The sequence below is a fragment of the Holzapfeliella saturejae genome, from assembly GCF_037546065.1.
GTDB classification, from domain to species: Bacteria; Bacillota; Bacilli; order Lactobacillales; family Lactobacillaceae; genus Holzapfeliella; species Holzapfeliella saturejae.
This window is the reverse complement of record NZ_JAWMWG010000001.1, coordinates 35,362-53,525: the sequence shown is the minus strand read 5'-3', so window position 1 is coordinate 53,525 and position 18,164 is coordinate 35,362. Positions and strand designations below refer to the sequence as shown.

Sequence of the window (18,164 nt, the reverse complement as noted above, 5' to 3'; positions counted from 1 at the left end):
ACGCGTACTTATAATTACATCAATTATTATGATGTTTTATTTTTTTAAAAGGAGAACCGGATGTATAATAAAAATAAAATACAAAAAACGAATGAAAAAAAAATAATGAAAAAAGTTAAGAAACAATGGGTTGTGGCTTCCTTAGCAACTTTTGCTTTAATTGGGGGAGCTGCTCTTAATACTTCAAATGTTGAAAATCACGTATTAGCTGATACTTCTGAGTCAAGTGACAATGGAGGCTCTACAACAGATATAAGTGACAATGGAGGCTCTACAACAGATACAAGTGACAATGGAGGCTCTACAACAGGTACAAGTGACAATGGAGGCTCTACAACAGGTACAAGTGACAATGGAGGCTCTACAACAGGTACAAGTGACAATGGAGGCTCTACAACAAATACAAGTGACAATGGAGGCTCTACAACAGGTACAGAAGTACCTAACCAACAACAGAATCCTGAATCTGACTATCAAAAAGGAATTTCAGAAGGTACTGCTGCAGCACAGAATGATGCTAATATGAACAATCGATATCTTGATGGATCAAAAGCGGGATTGAAGAATCTAGCAGGTCAATCACCTGAGTATCAAAATGGTTATAACATGGCCTACAACGCAGTAGTTGATGGTACTAATAATAAAAAAGCAAATGATGCAACGTTAGTTAATAATGATGATTACCTAGGTGCATATGCTAAAGGTCAAGATATTAGAAACGCTACTCAAACAGTAATGGCATCTAATGCTACTCAATTAAATTCTGCTATGTTAGACACAAGTATTAAAAATATCAAAGTAGTTCGTGATATTAGTATGTGGCAATTAAGTGGTCAATCTAATGTACCTGGATTTGCAAATGGAGATTTAGGATCTCAAGCTTATAATAAGGCTTTAACTATCAATGGTGGTGGTCATACTGTAGATTTTGCAAGTTATAACTATTCACAAAATTCTACAGACCCTTTAAAAATCCAAGACATTACAATGTATGGGACAGCGTATTATGGTCCAATTACAAAAAGAGGTGCTAGTGGCCAAATTTGGTATGATAATATCAATTATTATGGTCCGCAATTAGCTTATGCTACTGCTTCGGAAGTCCATGTCAACAACAAAGTCTATATTGATTCAAGAAATCCTAACTATGACCGTAACCAAATACTTGATAACCCTGCAGATAATCCAGGAACAGGGACAATTAATATGCCTGCAGGATACACTAATCAACAAAATTTGCAAGTTGCAACACTTATTTTTGAAAAAGATAGTGAATACGATGGATATACAAATAATGGGAATGTCTTAGAATTAAATGGTACAGCTAACGTTACCTTGAATTCAGGGTCTAGAGTTAACTTGTATCCTCGAAATAATGGTGCTACTAATCCTGAAGATGCATATAACGGCTACGCAGTTGGTCTTTATATGAATAGCGGTGTATTAAACATTAATGACGGTGCGCATTTAAATATTGAACCACAGACTACTAATACTTACCCTCAACTCTCTTCTGCACTTTATTTAGGTGGTGGTTCAATTAATGTTAATAGCAATTCAGCTTTTAGTATTAAATTAGATGGATCTTTAACTAATGGTCAGATTCCTATTTATGTTGGAGGTAATTTAACTGCTCAGGATAATGGTGAGTTTATTGTAGAAAAACTAGGTAATGATAATAGTTCCAGTGCATCAAATACTCTAGCTTATGTGTCTGGTAGCTTGAATATAAAAAATAAAGCAAATATTGGAATGTATGCGAATGGGAGTTCTAATATCTCATTACTTAGTGTAGGATCAAATGTAAATATATCCAATCCTGCTGATAAAACCTATACATTAGGTGGAAAACAGGCTAATGGCTTAACTTTTGATTTGAGAGATAATACCGGAACAAGAAGTTCTTTATTTACAAATAATAACTTAAACCTAAATAACGTAACGTTGAATGGGGTTCCTTATGGTAATGTCTTAATACCTTCAAGTAATAATACAGGTGATTCGATTAAGGGAACTAACTTGAATAGTAGTCAAGTAAATGATCAGAATAACATTGCTTACTATGGGGGAGCTGGAGCTTCAGATAATGCAGGTGATACAAGTAAGACAAGGTTTATGAATTTCTTAGCCACTCCTAACTTTAAGCTTGATTCCAATAGCTTGAAGTTAAATAGAGATCAAAACACAGGTAACTTAGTTCTGTCGGGTTCTTACCAATTTATGGATTCTGCTAAATCCAATTACAGTAACAAGAGTTATCCTATATATTTAGGTGCATTTGTCGGAAATACTTCGCAAGGTGGGACCTACACTAATGATAATTATAAAATTGATAAGAATTCCTATAATCTAAAATCAACGAAAGATCAAGATTATAGTGATAATAATTCGATTCCATTTGCTATTACGCTTCCTAACAACTTAACAGCTGCTCAAATTCAGAGATTATCTGTCCAAGGTCAGTATATTGTTGGTAGTGATAACCAACAGCTACAAATTAGTGCAAGTGATGCTAATAACTTAGCACAAGATACAACAATTGCTGACAGCAGAGCAGGAGTTCAAACTTTTATTAATAATCGTAATAATAATAGTTATCAGCCAACATCTGATTCAAGATACCCAGCGAATACCGCTTACAAAAATGGTTATGATATAGCTCAAGCGGGATATACTGATGGCTATCAAAGCAATACTACTAACAATAGATCTAATAATTATCCAGACGGATATCAACGAACAGCTTATGATACAGGTTTTAATCAAGGTCAAGCAGATTATACTGCTAATACCACAGGTTATAATGATGCCATAGCTGATAAACAGAATAACGCAGCTAGCCAAGATCTTTCTGTTCAATCAGCGTACACAAATGGATATAATGCTGGTAAAGATGTTTTAAAAGCAATAAAAGATGTAACAGCTAATCCAAAAGTTTCAAAACAAGATGGTCAGTCACCAAGTTACAACGATGCCTACGATGGTGCTTCTAAGGCGTTGGATTCGTCTTATGACAATAAAGATAAATCTCAACAAAGTCATGATTATCAAAAAGGTTATGACAGTTTACAAGGGATGCAAAAAGCTTTAAGAGAAAGTTCACATTCTAATCCTAATGACGATTCACAGTCTGATAGTTATAAATTAACAGCTAAAGGAATTCAAGACGCCCAAAATGGTGTTAATCCTGCAGCAAGTAATTCACCATTTTATCAAGCGGGATATAACGATTATCAAAACGGAATTAGTGACTTTAATGCTGGAGTAAAAGACCCTAGTTCAGATAATACAAAATCACAAGTTTATAAAGATGCTTATGCAGATGCAGCGAAGGGTTATAAAGCTTACACAGATAATCCAACGACAGCAACAATTCCAGATGGAAGCTCACAAGCATATAAGGTAGGTTTTAACGCAACAAGAGCGGCTGCACAAGGTATGAATGACTACTTGAATGATGGCAAGCAAACAAAAGCTGATGATTACAAAAATGATAGTGTTCAAAATGATGCTTACCAAAAAGCTTATTCAGGTGCTCAACAAGCCGCAAATGATTACAACAATGGCAATGTTAAATCAGCAAATGACCTATCTAAAGAATCAAAGGCTTATCAAGATGGGTATAACGCAGTAGCAGTTAGCCAAAAAGCAATGGCAGATGCCAAAAATAATGAAAATCATAGAGACGATAGCGGTTACACTGATGCTCAAAAAGCTATTTATCAAGAAGTTCAAAAAGCTGTTTCAGATGCATTGCAAGAAACTCCAAGTAAATCAGAAGCAACACCATCAGCAACTTATAATTATGCTTATGACACGACTTTAGGGGCAAAAGATTACGTTGATGGAAAGCCTGAAACAGGTGATTCAAATAATTACAAACAAGCTTATGAACAAGCTAAAGCAGGACATGATGCTTACAAAGCAGATTCAAATCAATCAACTTCAGGTAAAAGTCAAGCATATGTCGATGGCTTTAATGGTTCAAAAACAGCTAAAGCCGGTAGTGATGATTACCAAAACCAATCAGGAAAATCTGATAAATATGGTAAAGATAAAGCTTATACAAATGGTTATGATGGTGCTCAAGCAGGGACACAAGATGGACTAGCAGATAAGTCTACAAATGTTTCTTCAAAACCACAGGTTTATCAAGATGCTTATGGTACGGCTCGTGATAAATCAGAAGATGCTAGAACAGGATTGCAAGATGCTTTAGCCCCATCAGTAAATGGTGCTCAAAATACTAATAATTCAGATTATATGTCAGGTTATAACGGTGCCAAAGATGGTGCAGTAGCAGCTGTTGGTACACAACCAACAGGAGAAAAAGCTAAAAATGCACAATATGTAGCAGCTTATAATCGTGCCCAAGGTATGAAAGATGCCTTAGCAAATCCAGATAAAGCAACAGCAGATAATTCAGATGCAAACTATAAAGATGGCTATAATACAGCACATCAAGGTATTGTAGATGGACTAGCTAAAGCAGATAAAAATAATAATACTGATCAAACCTATAATCATGGTTATGATGATCTTGTAGCAGGAGCTAATGATTATACAAATGGCACATCATCAGCCAATAAGAATGCGGCTTACAATAAAGGTTATACAGAAGCTAGAAACGGCCATGATGATGCACAAAAATCAAACGCACAAGCTCAAGCATCAACAGAAGGTACAAGTAAGCAATATCAAGATAGTTATAATGCAACAAGAGCGGCTGCACAAGGTATGAATGACTACTTGAATGATGGCAAGCAAACAAAAGCTAGCGATTATACAGGTAACACTATTCAAAATGATGCTTACCAAAAAGCTTATTCAGGTGCTCAACAAGCCGCAAATGATTACAACAATGGCAATGTTAAATCAGCAAATGACCTATCTAAAGAATCAAAGGCTTATCAAGATGGGTATAACGCAGTAGCAGTTAGCCAAAAAGCAATGGCAGATGCAAAAGCTGGCGAAAATCATAAAGATGGCAGTGGTTACACTGATGCTCAAAAAGCTATTTATCAAGAAGTTCAACAAGCTGTTTCAGATGCATTGCAAGAAACTCCAAGTAAATCAGAAGCAACACCATCAGCAACTTATAATTATGCTTATGACACGACTTTAGGGGCAAAAGATTACGTTGATGGAAAGCCTGAAACAGGTAATTCAAACAATTACAAACAAGCTTATGAACAAGCTAGAGCAGGACATGACGCTTACAAAGCAGATGCAAATCAATCAACTTCAGGTAAAAGTCAAGCATATGTCGATGGCTTTAATGGTTCAAAAACAGCTAAAGCCGGTAGTGATGATTACCAAAACCAATCAGGAAAATCTGATAAATATGGTGAAGATAAAGCTTATACAAATGGGTATGATGGTGCTCAAGTAGGGACACAAGATGGACTAGCAGATAAGTCTACAAATGTTTCTTCAAAACCACAGGTTTATCAAGATGCTTATGGTACGGCTCGTGATAAATCAGAAGATGCTAGAACAGGATTGCAAGATGCTTTAGCCCCATCAGTAAATGGTGCTCAAAATACTAATAATTCAGATTATATGTCAGGTTATAACGGTGCCAAAGATGGTGCAGTAGCAGCTGTTGGTACACAACCAACAGGAGAAAAAGCTAAAAATGCACAATATGTAGCAGCTTATAATCGTGCCCAAGGTATGAAAGATGCCTTAGCAAATCCAGATAAAGCAACAGCAGATAATTCAGATGCAAACTATAAAGATGGCTATAATACAGCACATCAAGGTATTGTAGATGGACTAGCTAAAGCAGATAAAAATAATAATACTGATCAAACCTATAATCATGGTTATGATGATCTTGTAGCAGGAGCTAATGATTATACAAATGGCACATCATCAGCCAATAAGAATGCGGCTTACAATAAAGGTTATACAGAAGCTAGAAACGGCCATGATGATGCACAAAAATCAAACGCACAAGCTCAAGCATCAACAGAAGGTACAAGTAAGCAATATCAAGATAGTTATAATGCAACAAGAGCGGCTGCACAAGGTATGAATGACTACTTGAATGATGGCAAGCAAACAAAAGCTAGCGATTATACAGGTAACACTATTCAAAATGATGCTTACCAAAAAGCTTATTCAGGTGCTCAACAAGCCGCAAATGATTACAACAATGGCAATGTTAAATCAGCAAATGACCTATCTAAAGAATCAAAGGCTTATCAAGATGGGTATAACGCAGTAGCAGTTAGCCAAAAAGCAATGGCAGATGCCAAAAATAATGAAAATCATAGAGACGATAGCGGTTACACTGATGCTCAAAAAGCTATTTATCAAGAAGTTCAAAAAGCTGTTTCAGATGCATTGCAAGAAACTCCAAGTAAATCAGAAGCAACACCATCAGCAACTTATAATTATGCTTATGACACGACTTTAGGGGCAAAAGATTACGTTGATGGAAAGCCTGAAACAGGTGATTCAAATAATTACAAACAAGCTTATGAACAAGCTAAAGCAGGACATGATGCTTACAAAGCAGATTCAAATCAATCAACTTCAGGTAAAAGTCAAGCATATGTCGATGGCTTTAATGGTTCAAAAACAGCTAAAGCCGGTAGTGATGATTACCAAAACCAATCAGGAAAATCTGATAAATATGGTAAAGATAAAGCTTATACAAATGGTTATGATGGTGCTCAAGCAGGGACACAAGATGGACTAGCAGATAAGTCTACAAATGTTTCTTCAAAACCACAGGTTTATCAAGATGCTTATGGTACGGCTCGTGATAAATCAGAAGATGCTAGAACAGGATTGCAAGATGCTTTAGCCCCATCAGTAAATGGTGCTCAAAATACTAATAATTCAGATTATATGTCAGGTTATAACGGTGCCAAAGATGGTGCAGTAGCAGCTGTTGGTACACAACCAACAGGAGAAAAAGCTAAAAATGCACAATATGTAGCAGCTTATAATCGTGCCCAAGGTATGAAAGATGCCTTAGCAAATCCAGATAAAGCAACAGCAGATAATTCAGATGCAAACTATAAAGATGGCTATAATACAGCACATCAAGGTATTGTAGATGGACTAGCTAAAGCAGATAAAAATAATAATACTGATCAAACCTATAATCATGGTTATGATGATCTTGTAGCAGGAGCTAATGATTATACAAATGGCACATCATCAGCCAATAAGAATGCGGCTTACAATAAAGGTTATACAGAAGCTAGAAACGGCCATGATGATGCACAAAAATCAAACGCACAAGCTCAAGCATCAACAGAAGGTACAAGTAAGCAATATCAAGATAGTTATAATGCAACAAGAGCGGCTGCACAAGGTATGAATGACTACTTGAATGATGGCAAGCAAACAAAAGCTAGCGATTATACAGGTAACACTATTCAAAATGATGCTTACCAAAAAGCTTATTCAGGTGCTCAAGACGGGCAAACAAAAGGTCTAACTGGTATGTCAGCAACTGATAATAGTGCAAAACCTGTGGCTTATCAAGATGGTTATAAATCAGGCTATAGTAAGGGGTATGCAAGTTACCAAAATAGTCTAACAAATGCTAACGTTAATGCTGTGCAAGCAATGGTTGAAAATGGTCAGCCAATTAAAGACTATACAGGTCCTTACGCTTCCGTTTATAAACAAGCATATGAAGCTTACCAAGATGGTGCAGTACAAGCAGCTCAAGATTTTGAAAACGGAATTAAGCCTAATTTAGCTAACCAATCAAAAGCTTACATTAATGGTTATAATTCACTTATGGCAAATGCCGTTACTACGAAGGTAAACTATACACCTAATGCTAATGTTTTAGTTTGGAGTTTAGATAAGACTGGTCAGCCGGTACCAACAGACAATCATAAACAAGGCTATCGAAATATTGTTGCTACGAAAGAAACTAAGGTAGTTGATGGTATTTCATATACTAAATTAGCAACGGGTAAAGATAGTTGGATACAAACACAATATTTGGATGATCCAGCATCTACACCTATGAAGGTAAACTATACTGAAGGTTACGGTGTTCGCATTTGGAATTCTGAAGGAACCCAAATGTCAGGGTCAGATATGACAGAATCAGCATTAGCAAATGTTAAGACCTATGATCAAAAGGTAGTTGATAATATTTCTTACACAAGAATTAATGCCAAAGATAGTAATCAATGGATACAAACACAATATCTGCAAAATACAGCTCCTAAAGCAGGTGGCGTAGTTAGTTTAGGAAATGTTCCACAAAATTATGCAATTTACTTGCGTGATAGTAATGGTAATATGACTGAACAAGCACTTAAACCTGGTACATCATGGAAAGTATTTGAAGGTAAAAATATTAATGGTCAATTATTCTATCGCTTAGGAAGTGATAATCAATGGGTTGAAGCTAAGTACATTGATGGTTTTAAAGCTTAGATAATTAATTAATACTAAATGAAACAAAAAAACGCATTTTCGACTAAGTCGAAGAGGCGTTTTTTATTATACTCAAAAGTTAAGTAAACCTAAATAATATTGTAAACAAGCTTAAAAGACGTTAAACTAGTAGGACAAGTTTTAAGAAAAGAGGGTTAGTATGTTAGTTGTTAAGGATTTAACAGTTTCTTATCAAGAATTCCCTGTTTTGGCTGATGTTAATGTGACTTTTCGCTCAGGGAAAATTACAGGAATTATAGGACCAAATGGGGCAGGTAAATCAACTTTAGTGAAATCAATTTTAGGGTTAGTAAAGAAACAAAATGGCACAATTAGTTATAATGATCAATCCATTAAGACTATTCAAAAACAGATTGCCTATGTCGAACAACGTAAGAATTTAGATTTAACTTTTCCAATTAGTGTTTTTGATGTTGTGCTATCAGGAACTTACGCCAAGTTAGGTCTGTTAAAAAATCCAGGTAAGTTAGAAAAAGAGCAAGTAACTAACGCCCTTGAACAAGTCGGATTATTAGAGTTAAAAAATCGGCAAATTGGTGAACTTTCAGGCGGCCAGTTGCAGCGAGTTTTTGTGGCCAGAGCTATTGTTCAAGATGCTCAAGTTGTCATTTTAGATGAACCATTTGTAGGTATCGATTTACAAAGTGAACGTGCTATTATGAAAATTTTGCATGATTGGCAACAAAACGGTAAAACGATTATTGTGGTGCATCATGACTTGAATAAAGCCCCACAGTACTTTGATGATTTAGTAATTTTGAATCATGGCATTGTCGATTTTGGCCCAACATCAGCTGTTTATAAGCCAGAAAATATTCAACAAGCCTTTAGTGCTGACTTGTCGCACGTTTTATTTAAAAATCGTCAGGAGGATCAGACCAAATGAGTTCTATTACTGAGTTCTTGCAAGCACTCTCTCAATATGACTTTTTACAAAGTGCGTTACTAACGGCAATTATGGTCGGGGTCATGTCGGGAATTATTGGAAGTTTTATTATTTTGCGAGGCATGTCATTGATGGGCGATGCTATTTCACACGCTGTCTTACCAGGTGTGGCTATTGCCTATATGCTAGGAATTAATGTCCTGTTAGGTGCTTCTATACTTGGAATTATTGCAGCCATCTTGATTGGATTCGTGGCTTCTAGTACTAAAATTAAAATGGATACGTCTATTGGGATTATTTTCAGTGCTTTTTATGCTTTAGGGTTCATTTTGATTTCAATGGCTGAAAGTTCTACCAATTTACATCACATTTTATTTGGAAATATTTTAGCAGTTAGTGACAGTGATATTATGACAACCGTGATTGTTTTAGGACTGGTTATTTTATTTGTTTCAATTTTTTATAAAGAATTAGTCATTACGTCATTTGACGAAGTCTATGCTAAGACTTACGGCTTAAAAGTTCAGGTCATTCACTATGGATTGATGCTAATGTTGACGTTAGTGACAGTGTCGGCACTTCAAACGGTTGGTATTATTTTAGTGGTGGCCATGTTAATTACGCCCGCAGCAACTGCCTTTTTATGGACGGAAAGACTATCGAATCTCTTGATTTTATCGGCAATAATGGGAACAGTATCGGCAATTATTGGGTTGTACTTAAGCTACACGCTTAATTGGGCATCGGGACCAGCGATTGTGCTAGTTGCAGCCATCATTTTCTTTTTATCTTTCCTATTTTCTCCCAAACAAGGCGTGTTACTAAAAACACTTAAACAGCGAGGTGGCGTGAAATGAAACGGATTTTAATTAGTTTACTTTCTGTTTTGGTAATGATTAGCAGTGTGTTTTGGTTTTTGGAAAATCGAAAAGGCAATCGCACTTCTCAACAAAATCAAAGTGAAAAATTACACATCGTGACAACCAATTCGATTCTAGAAGATATGGTTAAAACTGTGGGACAGGACCGAATTGACTTATATAGTATTGTTAAAAGAGGAACGGATCCACATGAATATGAACCTCAACCTAGTGATATTGCTAAAACGACTGAAGCTAATTTAGTATTTTATAATGGATTAAATTTAGAAACAGGAGGTAATGGTTGGTTTACCAAATTAGTTGAAACCAGTCATAAAGTATTCAATCAGGACGTAATTGCGGCTAGTGAGTCAGTTATGCCACAACAGTTGACGACGGATGAAAATGAAGTCGATCCCCATGCTTGGCTAAATCTTGAAAACGGTATCATTTACGTTCAAAATATTGCCAAAGCAATGGGTGAAAAAGATCCGAAAAATGCTGAATTTTATCAAGAAAATGCAACAAATTATTGTCAAAAATTATTACAGTTACATCAATCAGCTAAAGAAAAATTTACAACTATTCCACAAAATCAACGATTGTTAGTTACCTCTGAAGGTGCATTTAAATATTTTGCCAATGCTTATCAAGTGACGCCAGTTTATATTTGGGAAATTAATACTGAATCACAAGGAACACCTGAACAAATGACCACAGTGTTGGCTAAAATTAAAGCCGCGAATGTTAAAAGCTTACTTTTAGAATCATCAGTTTCACCTAAGGCAATGGAACAAGTAGCTAAAGAAACAGGGTTGCCGATTTATTCAACATTGTTTACAGATTCTTTAGCCAAAGCAGGGAATCCAGGTGATACTTACTACAGTATGATGGACTGGAATATTACAAAAATAATTGAAGGTATGACGAAATAAAGTGCGCTTTAAAAGCGTGCTTTTTTCTTTTGCAAAAAAACTTGACTTAGAGTTTACTCTAAGTAATAGACTCATATTAGAAATGATAAGGAGGGAAGCACAATGAATGTTTTAATTTTAGGTGCATATGGACAAATTGCTCAAATTGTAAGAAAGAGATTGTTAGCAGAAACAGATGCTAATTTAACTTTATATTTACGAGATGCTGAACGTATTCAACCAGTTGATCATGATAGAGAAACCGTTGTTGAAGCTGACGTTAATGATTATCAAGCTTTAGTCAAAGCTATGGCAAACCAAGATTTAGTTTATGCTAATCTAGGTGGTATTTTTGAACCAATGGCAAAAAACATAGTCAAAGCCATGTCAAATACTAAAGTAAACCGTTTAATTTATGTTACTGGTTTAGGTCTTTATCATGAAGTGCCAGAACCTTTTGGTAGTTGGGTGGAGAACTCAGTTGGGCATGAAGTAATAGAAGATACAAGATATGCTGCTCAATTAATTGAAGATTCTCCTGTTGATTTTACAATTATTCGTGCAGCTTATATGAGTAATGCGGATGAAATCGATTATGAATTAACACAAAAAGGTGAAGCCTATAAAGGGACGACAATTTCACGAGCAAGTATTGCCGATTTAATTACTAAAATTGTGAAGAATCCTGAGTTACACAGTTTTAGTAGCTTAGGAATTAGTCAGCCTGGTACAGATGGCGATTCCCCAGTTTATCTTTAGATTTGGAGTACAGCAATGAAGGAAGAAAAGTTAACGATTGGTCAATTTTCTGATTTAGTTGGTTTATCAACTTATACGCTAAGATATTACGAAAGCGAGGAATTAATTATTCCTAAAAGAGATGACAATAATCGTCGTTTTTATACACAAGATGATGTTAAATGGCTTGGATTTTTGCTTCATTTAAAGGGAACCGGAATGACAATGTCAGAAATAAAAACGTATGTTCAGTTGCGAGCTCAAGGCGATTCAACTAATCGCAAACGTCAAAAATTGTTAGAAGAAGTTAAAAAACGAGCACTAGATCAAATTGCTGAAACAAAACGTAATTTAGAAGTTATTTCGCATAAAATTGACTGGTATGACAAAAAAGAAAATGCTGTGATTAATGAAGATGAATCATTTGAAAACTATTTAGAAAAAATGAAGGATAATAACAAAGGAGAAGCATAATTATGGCACAAGATAATCAAAACAAAACGAATTTATTTGGATTAGGAAACAAAAATGAAGCATTTGCAAAATACTTTATGGGTCAAAGTTATTTAAATGGCTTAGTAAATGATGATCAAATTGATGTCAACGTTTCAAATGTGACTTTTGAACCAGGATGTCGTAATAATTGGCACATCCATCATCAAGGTTATCAATTACTACTAGTTACAAGTGGAAAAGGTTGGTATCAAGAAGAAGGTCATTCAGCCAGAGCACTCAAACCAGGAGATGTTGTCGTTACTCATGATGGTATTAAGCATTGGCATGGGGCTCAAAAAGATAGTTGGTTTTCACATGTTGCTATTACTAAAGGAACACCAGAATGGCTAGAATCAGTTAGTGAAGATTGGTATCAACAGTTAGGAGAATAAGTATGGCTAAACAAACAGCAGGAAGAGATAATTTAGGTGAATTTGCACCAAAATTTGCACAACTTAATGATGATGTATTATTTGAAGAAGTTTGGTCAAGACAAGATCAATTATCAGCTAGAAATCGTAGTATGATCACAATTTCGGCGTTAATCTCAGGTGGAAACTTTCAACAATTAAAAGCTCATTTACAAATGGGACAAAAAAATGGTCTAACACAAGCAGAAGTGTCAGAAATGATTACACATTTAGCTTTTTATGTTGGTTGGCCAAAAGCTTGGTCAGCATTTACAATTGCTAAAGAAGTTTTTGATTAGACTAGTTAATGTGATAAAGACACCAAATCATTTGAGGAGTAAAAGTTTTTAGCGTCCGATAATTTAGGTGATTTAGTTCACACCCATCAAAATTATGACTGACAATCGCATACTGACAGTCACCATTTTTAAAGGCATCAAATGCTAGTGGTTTGCTTTGAACAAATAAAGGCTTTGGTGACTCAGACGTAGCAAAAGTACTATTCATGAGTTCAGTAGTTGCGGCATGTAAGGCAATTTGATAATTCTGATTATCAAGATTTTCAAGTAAAACCATAGGCATTGTTTCGAGGCTGAAAGTCTTGATGATTGATAGTTTTTGCCAGTAGCGATAATGATAATTGGCAAAACTAGTCTGGTATTGATGGTTTTGATAAGCAACCGGCACTAAAAAATAGTCATTTTTTAAATTATCTAAATTTTGATAAATGTCTTCAAAAGATGAATGTAAAACAATCTTAGCTTTCTTTTTGTCAATTAAATGGTCAGCAGCTAAGTAGCTGTCAGTTGTCTTAGGTCCTAGGGTATGAATACGCATAAAAATTCCTCCAATAAAATAAAAAAAACACCTAGATGAATATTAGTCATCTAGGTGTTTTAATGAGTAAAAAAGACAGTTTTAACAAAGACTTTCAACTTAAGCACTAGATGAATTAAAATTATCGCATCTAGTTATTAACTCAAGTTGACTTTAATCACTAAGATACGAACGAATAAGTGCGTTCGTATCGAGTCAACCATACGCCCGCACTACTTAAAGTGACTAAAGTTAAAAAAGAGTTGTTGTGAGTAAGTTAAATTGGTCATCAAAAACTGTCCTTTCAATTGTTTGATTGTTTTAAATTAAAACATTTTGAGAAATAAAATGCAACTCAAAAAAATCCTTACATCAAATTTGGCTTTTTGCTAGAATAGCCAATAGTTATATAATGACTTAAAAAGACACCAAAAAGGACTCAACACAATTAGTTGAGTCCTTTTTGATTTTAAAAAGAAATAATTTCAGTAACAGCTTCACTTAATGGTGTTAGGGGATGACCCAGTAGTTTTTCAAATTGATCAGAATGAAAGTTTAATTCATTTTTTTCAATATCTTTTTGAATAGCTAAAAAGAATTGAGCGACTTCATTTGGTAGTCCATTACTAGTTAAACTGTCAATAAAGTCTTGATTATTACCATATTTAATAGTGATTTTTGCTGAACTATTATGATTTAAAGCATCGACTAAATCTAAATAACTTTTGGGTTTTCCTGAAAGTTCGACAATTTCAGGAAGTGTTGCATCAAGTAATGCATTAGCTGCAGCTTCAGCATATTCGCGTTTTAAAGCCCAAGCGACCTTTCCGGTTGGAGCAGTTGTTGTAAGTTTCTTGTTTTTTAAGGCAGCATCTAAAACAGCAGCCTCATTTTCCAGATACCAGTTGTTACGTAAAAATGTATGAGTAATACCAGAATCTTTGATAGCTTTTTCTGTGTAGCGGTGATCAGGGGCAAGCAAGCTATTTGATTGGTCTAGGTTGGCAATACTGGTGTAGACAATACGAGAAATGCCTGCTGTTTTTGCGGCATCAATAACATTTTGATGTTCAGCTTGGCGATTATCAGAATTACCTGATACAAAAAATAGCGTATCAATCCCTTTAAATGCTTGCTTTAAAGTTTCTAGGTCACTATAATCTCCTAGTCTAACGTTAATACCCTTTTCTTTTAGCTGGGCAGCTTTTTTTTCGCTTCGAGCTAACGCAAAAAGATGCATCGACTCAACTTTATCTTGTAAATAAGTGAGTGTTTTAAAACCCAAATCACCTGTTGCACCTGTGATTAAATAGTTCATTATAAAATCTCCAATCTTTAACCTGTATTTTTTAAAATTACACCATCATCATAAAGAATATGATAAGATAAGTCAATAAATTAAACTCGAGGTGCAAAAATGAAATACTCAATCCAGTTTAGTGATGCGATTCACATTATGCTTTATATTGAGATTTATCAAAATACAGACTATTTATCTAGTACTAAAATTGCTGATAGTGTGCAAACTAATCCTGTTAATGTGAGAAAAATTATGGCACAGCTAAAAAAAAGTCAACTCATTCAGACACAAACAGGTAAAGCTAACCCCAAATTAACGCGACCGATTAGCCAAATTACACTATTAGATGTTTACCAAAGTATCGAAGGCAATACTAACTTAATTCAAGTTGATCCAAAAACTAATATGAAGTGTGTTGTGGGAGCTAATATTCAGTCTGTTTTAGAAAAACAGTATGATAAACTTCAAGAAACTGTTGAATCTGAAATGGCAAAGGTGACACTAGATACCTTGGTCAAAGATTTAGTCATAGCAGAAAAGCAACAACGTTTGGATAATGATGATATTATTCAGCGTTATGAAATATGATACAAAAGTTAAACTTTTAAAAATTAAATAAAAATGCTCAAGGCATGCTCTTTGAATTTAACTTAAGATATTTCTTTTTGTTATGACTAATAACCCGTCGTAATTAAAATAAGCTGAACAGTTATCTAATAAATGTTTAAAATTAAATAGTTAAACAGCTCATCAAGTAATAGAAACTTTTTGACTCAATCTAAAGATAATGAACTAATTGGCTTATTAAAGATGATGTTAAACGCTAGCTCTAATGCAATAATATGATTTTAGTAGTCTTCAATCGTTTCAATTTTATTATTTATTTTCTTCTTTCGGGCTTAGGTATTCGTTACTTATTGCTGTAATCTTGATAAAAATATAGCAACAATTAATCTATATTTAAATAGTGGCCGAAAGTAACGCCTTTTAAGTTACAGTTAGTAGTCAATAAATTTGAACTAGTCTAGGTTTAAACGGTTTTGAGAACTACATTATATTTGTACCGTACTTTCTTTTTGGCGTTATGCACGTATATTGATAGGGATTAGCGTTTAGTAGAATGACAATTTAAGTGTTAATTTATCTGAACATAAAAAAACACCTTACAATGTTTGGATTATTCCAATTGTAAGGCACTTTAATAAAAATTAATTAACGGGAGATGCACTTAATGTCCAAGTTATTTTAGCAGTATAAACTGTATCTGATAAAGCAGATCCACCAGGTACGAATAAAGAAATTTTGCTTGGATCATAACGTTGAATCCATGCTCCTCTACCAGTATTTTCTTTGGCATTTATTAATGTCTGTGGAGAATTACTTAAAACGATAGGCTCGCTTTTAGCATCTGGAGCATCCGAGGTAGTTCCATGTCCACCTATAGCTTTATCGTTATCACTTGTTTGAAGTGATACTTGTGCTCCTTCTAAATTCTGAGTAGTATTACCTTGTGAGTTTGTAAAATTTGAAATTGAGGCATCTAATGACCAACCTTCACTAGTTCCTCGATTGTCACTTACCTGTACGAAAGGGTTATGATTTCGAGTTTGGCCATCTGAGTATTTTGCATCTTTTAGGTTGTATGTTTTAGATTCACTAATTACTTCCCCAATACCAAAATCAAAGTTAGGTGCATAATCAATACTAAGAGGACCACCAGAGTTAGTTCCGTTATTGTTAGGATCTCCAGTGTTAGGAGGTGTGCCACCTGGTTGTGATGGATTCGTAGGATCAACGGGTCTATTAGGCTGTGTTTTATCTTTTGTTTTAAAAGTTAAAGTTGCATCGGTTTGTTGTGATCCAGCACTGTGGTTGGCAGCTTTAACTGTTGTTGTACCTAATAATGTAGTAGTACTCAAGAGGGCGATTGTTGTTCCCAGTATTTTATTTAGATTTTTCATATTATTTCTCCTCTGTATAAATTTTATAATTTAATTATGAAACAGGCGACTCGCTAATAGTCCAAGTAGCTTTACCTGAGTAAGTTCCATTCAATGCTATTCCAGGGTTTACAAGTAGCCTCACCCCCTCTTTTGGTGTTTTTGTTATTGAATAGTTACCATTATGAGTGTACTTATCATTATGAAAAGTGAACGTTGTATTAGGAGCATAGATTTGGTTTTTGAATAGAAAAGATGCTTTTAAAGCATGATTATTAAAATATAAATCAGATACAGACAAACTAATATTCCAGTTGCTAGCTGTACTATTATTAGGAGAAAAGTAATTAACGGCTACGTTTTGACTAGAATCAGTTTCCAAAAGTAATTTTTCAGAATCAATTAAAGCCTCTTTGAAGTTTAAGCTAGGTATATTGATAATTGATAAACTATAAGTTTTATTTAGCGCATTATTCATATCTTTGACGCTCTGATTAGTTAAATTTTCTATAGTAGATAATGTTTTGTTTTCAAATTTTGATTGTGAATTAATTCTGTTCGTATAATTTTTGCGAATTTGATTAAGTTCGTTTGTTATTTGTTGTTTTATTTTTTTACTTAAATTAGAATTATCTAATTTTTTTTTGATTTTTGAATACTCATTTTGAATGATAGAATTAGCATCTTGTTGTTCTGTTTTTAGTAGAGTAGAGTTATACAGTTTTCCAAAATTATTGTAGTTTAAATTTCGTACTGCTTGAAAAGAGGGCCAGACAGGGCGATTATATTCAGTATCAGAAAGCATATAACTAGATAAATATGATTTTTCATTTATAAAAGTACCATTCAATCTGATATTTATAGTTGCTTCTCCGCCGTTGTAGCCATCTTCTAAGTATGCACCAGAAGAAAATACTTTTTGTCCATCAGAGTCAAAACTAATTCTATCTGAAAAATTAAAATGTTCATTATTCCTTCCTGGCTTATTATCAACTTTAGCACCAATAGGAACTATATTGATTCCAGAAATAGCATTGGAAAGTTCTTTAGAAACTTTAATGCGATATTCTAAAAATCTTGAAGCTCCTCCTTCACTAATAGGATATCCAAAATCATAAGACAGTTGAAAACGTCCACTAGATAGCTTTATTAGTCGAGGAGAGGAAATTTTTATATCATTAGGTTTGAAAGGATAACGTCTTTGATTCGCATTACTTCTTTCTCTACCTATTTCTTCTTCATAATCTTGAGTTGAAAAGTTTAATTGGGTTCTTGCTTCAACACTATTCTTTGGAAGAACACATAGAATTAATAGAGTGAATAACAAGATTAAAAAAGTATTTCTGTATATTTTTTTAATCAT

13 protein-coding genes are annotated in these 18,164 nt (G+C 34.4%); 9 read left to right on the top strand and 4 right to left on the bottom strand.

The annotated features are described in order from the left end of the window. Nucleotides 1–60: 60 nt before the first annotated feature. From R4Y45_RS00240 to R4Y45_RS00205, 8 genes are all read left to right on the top strand, one after another. Nucleotides 61–8,421, top strand: coding sequence for a beta strand repeat-containing protein (locus tag R4Y45_RS00240; protein ID WP_339968083.1), 8,361 nt, complete (start codon nt 61–63; stop codon nt 8,419–8,421). A 160-nt stretch (nt 8,422–8,581) separates the two neighbouring features. Further along, on the top strand, nt 8,582–9,328 hold the full coding sequence (locus R4Y45_RS00235) for a metal ABC transporter ATP-binding protein (RefSeq protein WP_339968081.1): 747 nt from the start codon (nt 8,582–8,584) through the stop codon (nt 9,326–9,328). Continuing rightward, a complete protein-coding gene (locus tag R4Y45_RS00230; protein WP_339968079.1) occupies nt 9,325–10,185 on the top strand; it encodes a metal ABC transporter permease in 861 nt (286 codons plus the stop codon). Before R4Y45_RS00235 ends, R4Y45_RS00230 begins: the two co-directional genes overlap by 4 nt. Next, nucleotides 10,182–11,123, top strand: coding sequence for a metal ABC transporter substrate-binding protein (locus R4Y45_RS00225; protein WP_339968077.1), 942 nt, complete (start codon nt 10,182–10,184; stop codon nt 11,121–11,123). Before R4Y45_RS00230 ends, R4Y45_RS00225 begins: the two co-directional genes overlap by 4 nt. A gap of 102 nt (nt 11,124–11,225) precedes the next feature. Then, nucleotides 11,226–11,861: an NAD(P)H-binding protein gene (locus tag R4Y45_RS00220; protein WP_339968074.1), complete on the top strand. Its 636-nt coding sequence runs from the start codon at nt 11,226–11,228 to the stop codon at nt 11,859–11,861. A gap of 15 nt (nt 11,862–11,876) precedes the next feature. Beyond that, the gene (locus R4Y45_RS00215) at nt 11,877–12,314 is read left to right on the top strand and encodes a MerR family transcriptional regulator (RefSeq protein ID WP_339968072.1); all 438 of its coding nucleotides are present in this window, start codon (nt 11,877–11,879) and stop codon (nt 12,312–12,314) included. A gap of 2 nt (nt 12,315–12,316) precedes the next feature. Next, entirely contained in the window at nt 12,317–12,727 is a 411-nt protein-coding gene (locus R4Y45_RS00210) for a cupin domain-containing protein (RefSeq protein ID WP_339968070.1), read from the top strand. Nucleotides 12,728–12,729: 2 nt separating this feature from the next. After that, the gene (locus R4Y45_RS00205) at nt 12,730–13,044 is read left to right on the top strand and encodes a carboxymuconolactone decarboxylase family protein (RefSeq protein ID WP_339968068.1); all 315 of its coding nucleotides are present in this window, start codon (nt 12,730–12,732) and stop codon (nt 13,042–13,044) included. A gap of 1 nt (nt 13,045) precedes the next feature. Here R4Y45_RS00205 and R4Y45_RS00200 read toward each other — a convergent pair whose 3' ends face one another. Next, a complete protein-coding gene (locus tag R4Y45_RS00200) occupies nt 13,046–13,582 on the bottom strand; it encodes a hypothetical protein (RefSeq protein WP_339968066.1) in 537 nt (178 codons plus the stop codon). A gap of 448 nt (nt 13,583–14,030) precedes the next feature. Then, the gene (locus R4Y45_RS00195) at nt 14,031–14,879 is read right to left on the bottom strand and encodes an SDR family oxidoreductase (protein WP_339968063.1); all 849 of its coding nucleotides are present in this window, start codon (nt 14,877–14,879) and stop codon (nt 14,031–14,033) included. A 99-nt stretch (nt 14,880–14,978) separates the two neighbouring features. Here R4Y45_RS00195 and R4Y45_RS00190 point away from each other — a divergent pair, with 99 nt between their 5' ends. Then, complete coding sequence (locus tag R4Y45_RS00190; RefSeq protein ID WP_339968061.1) at nt 14,979–15,449, top strand: Rrf2 family transcriptional regulator; 471 nt, start codon at nt 14,979–14,981, stop codon at nt 15,447–15,449. Between the two features lie 620 nt (nt 15,450–16,069). On the opposite strand, the gene R4Y45_RS00185 is transcribed toward R4Y45_RS00190, so the two are convergent. Both R4Y45_RS00185 and R4Y45_RS00180 read right to left on the bottom strand, forming a co-directional pair. Next, nucleotides 16,070–16,822, bottom strand: coding sequence for a WxL domain-containing protein (locus tag R4Y45_RS00185; protein WP_339968059.1), 753 nt, complete (start codon nt 16,820–16,822; stop codon nt 16,070–16,072). A 34-nt stretch (nt 16,823–16,856) separates the two neighbouring features. Further along, nucleotides 16,857–18,164 (bottom strand): hypothetical protein, encoded by a 1,308-nt coding sequence (locus R4Y45_RS00180; protein WP_339968057.1) that lies wholly within the window; start codon nt 18,162–18,164, stop codon nt 16,857–16,859.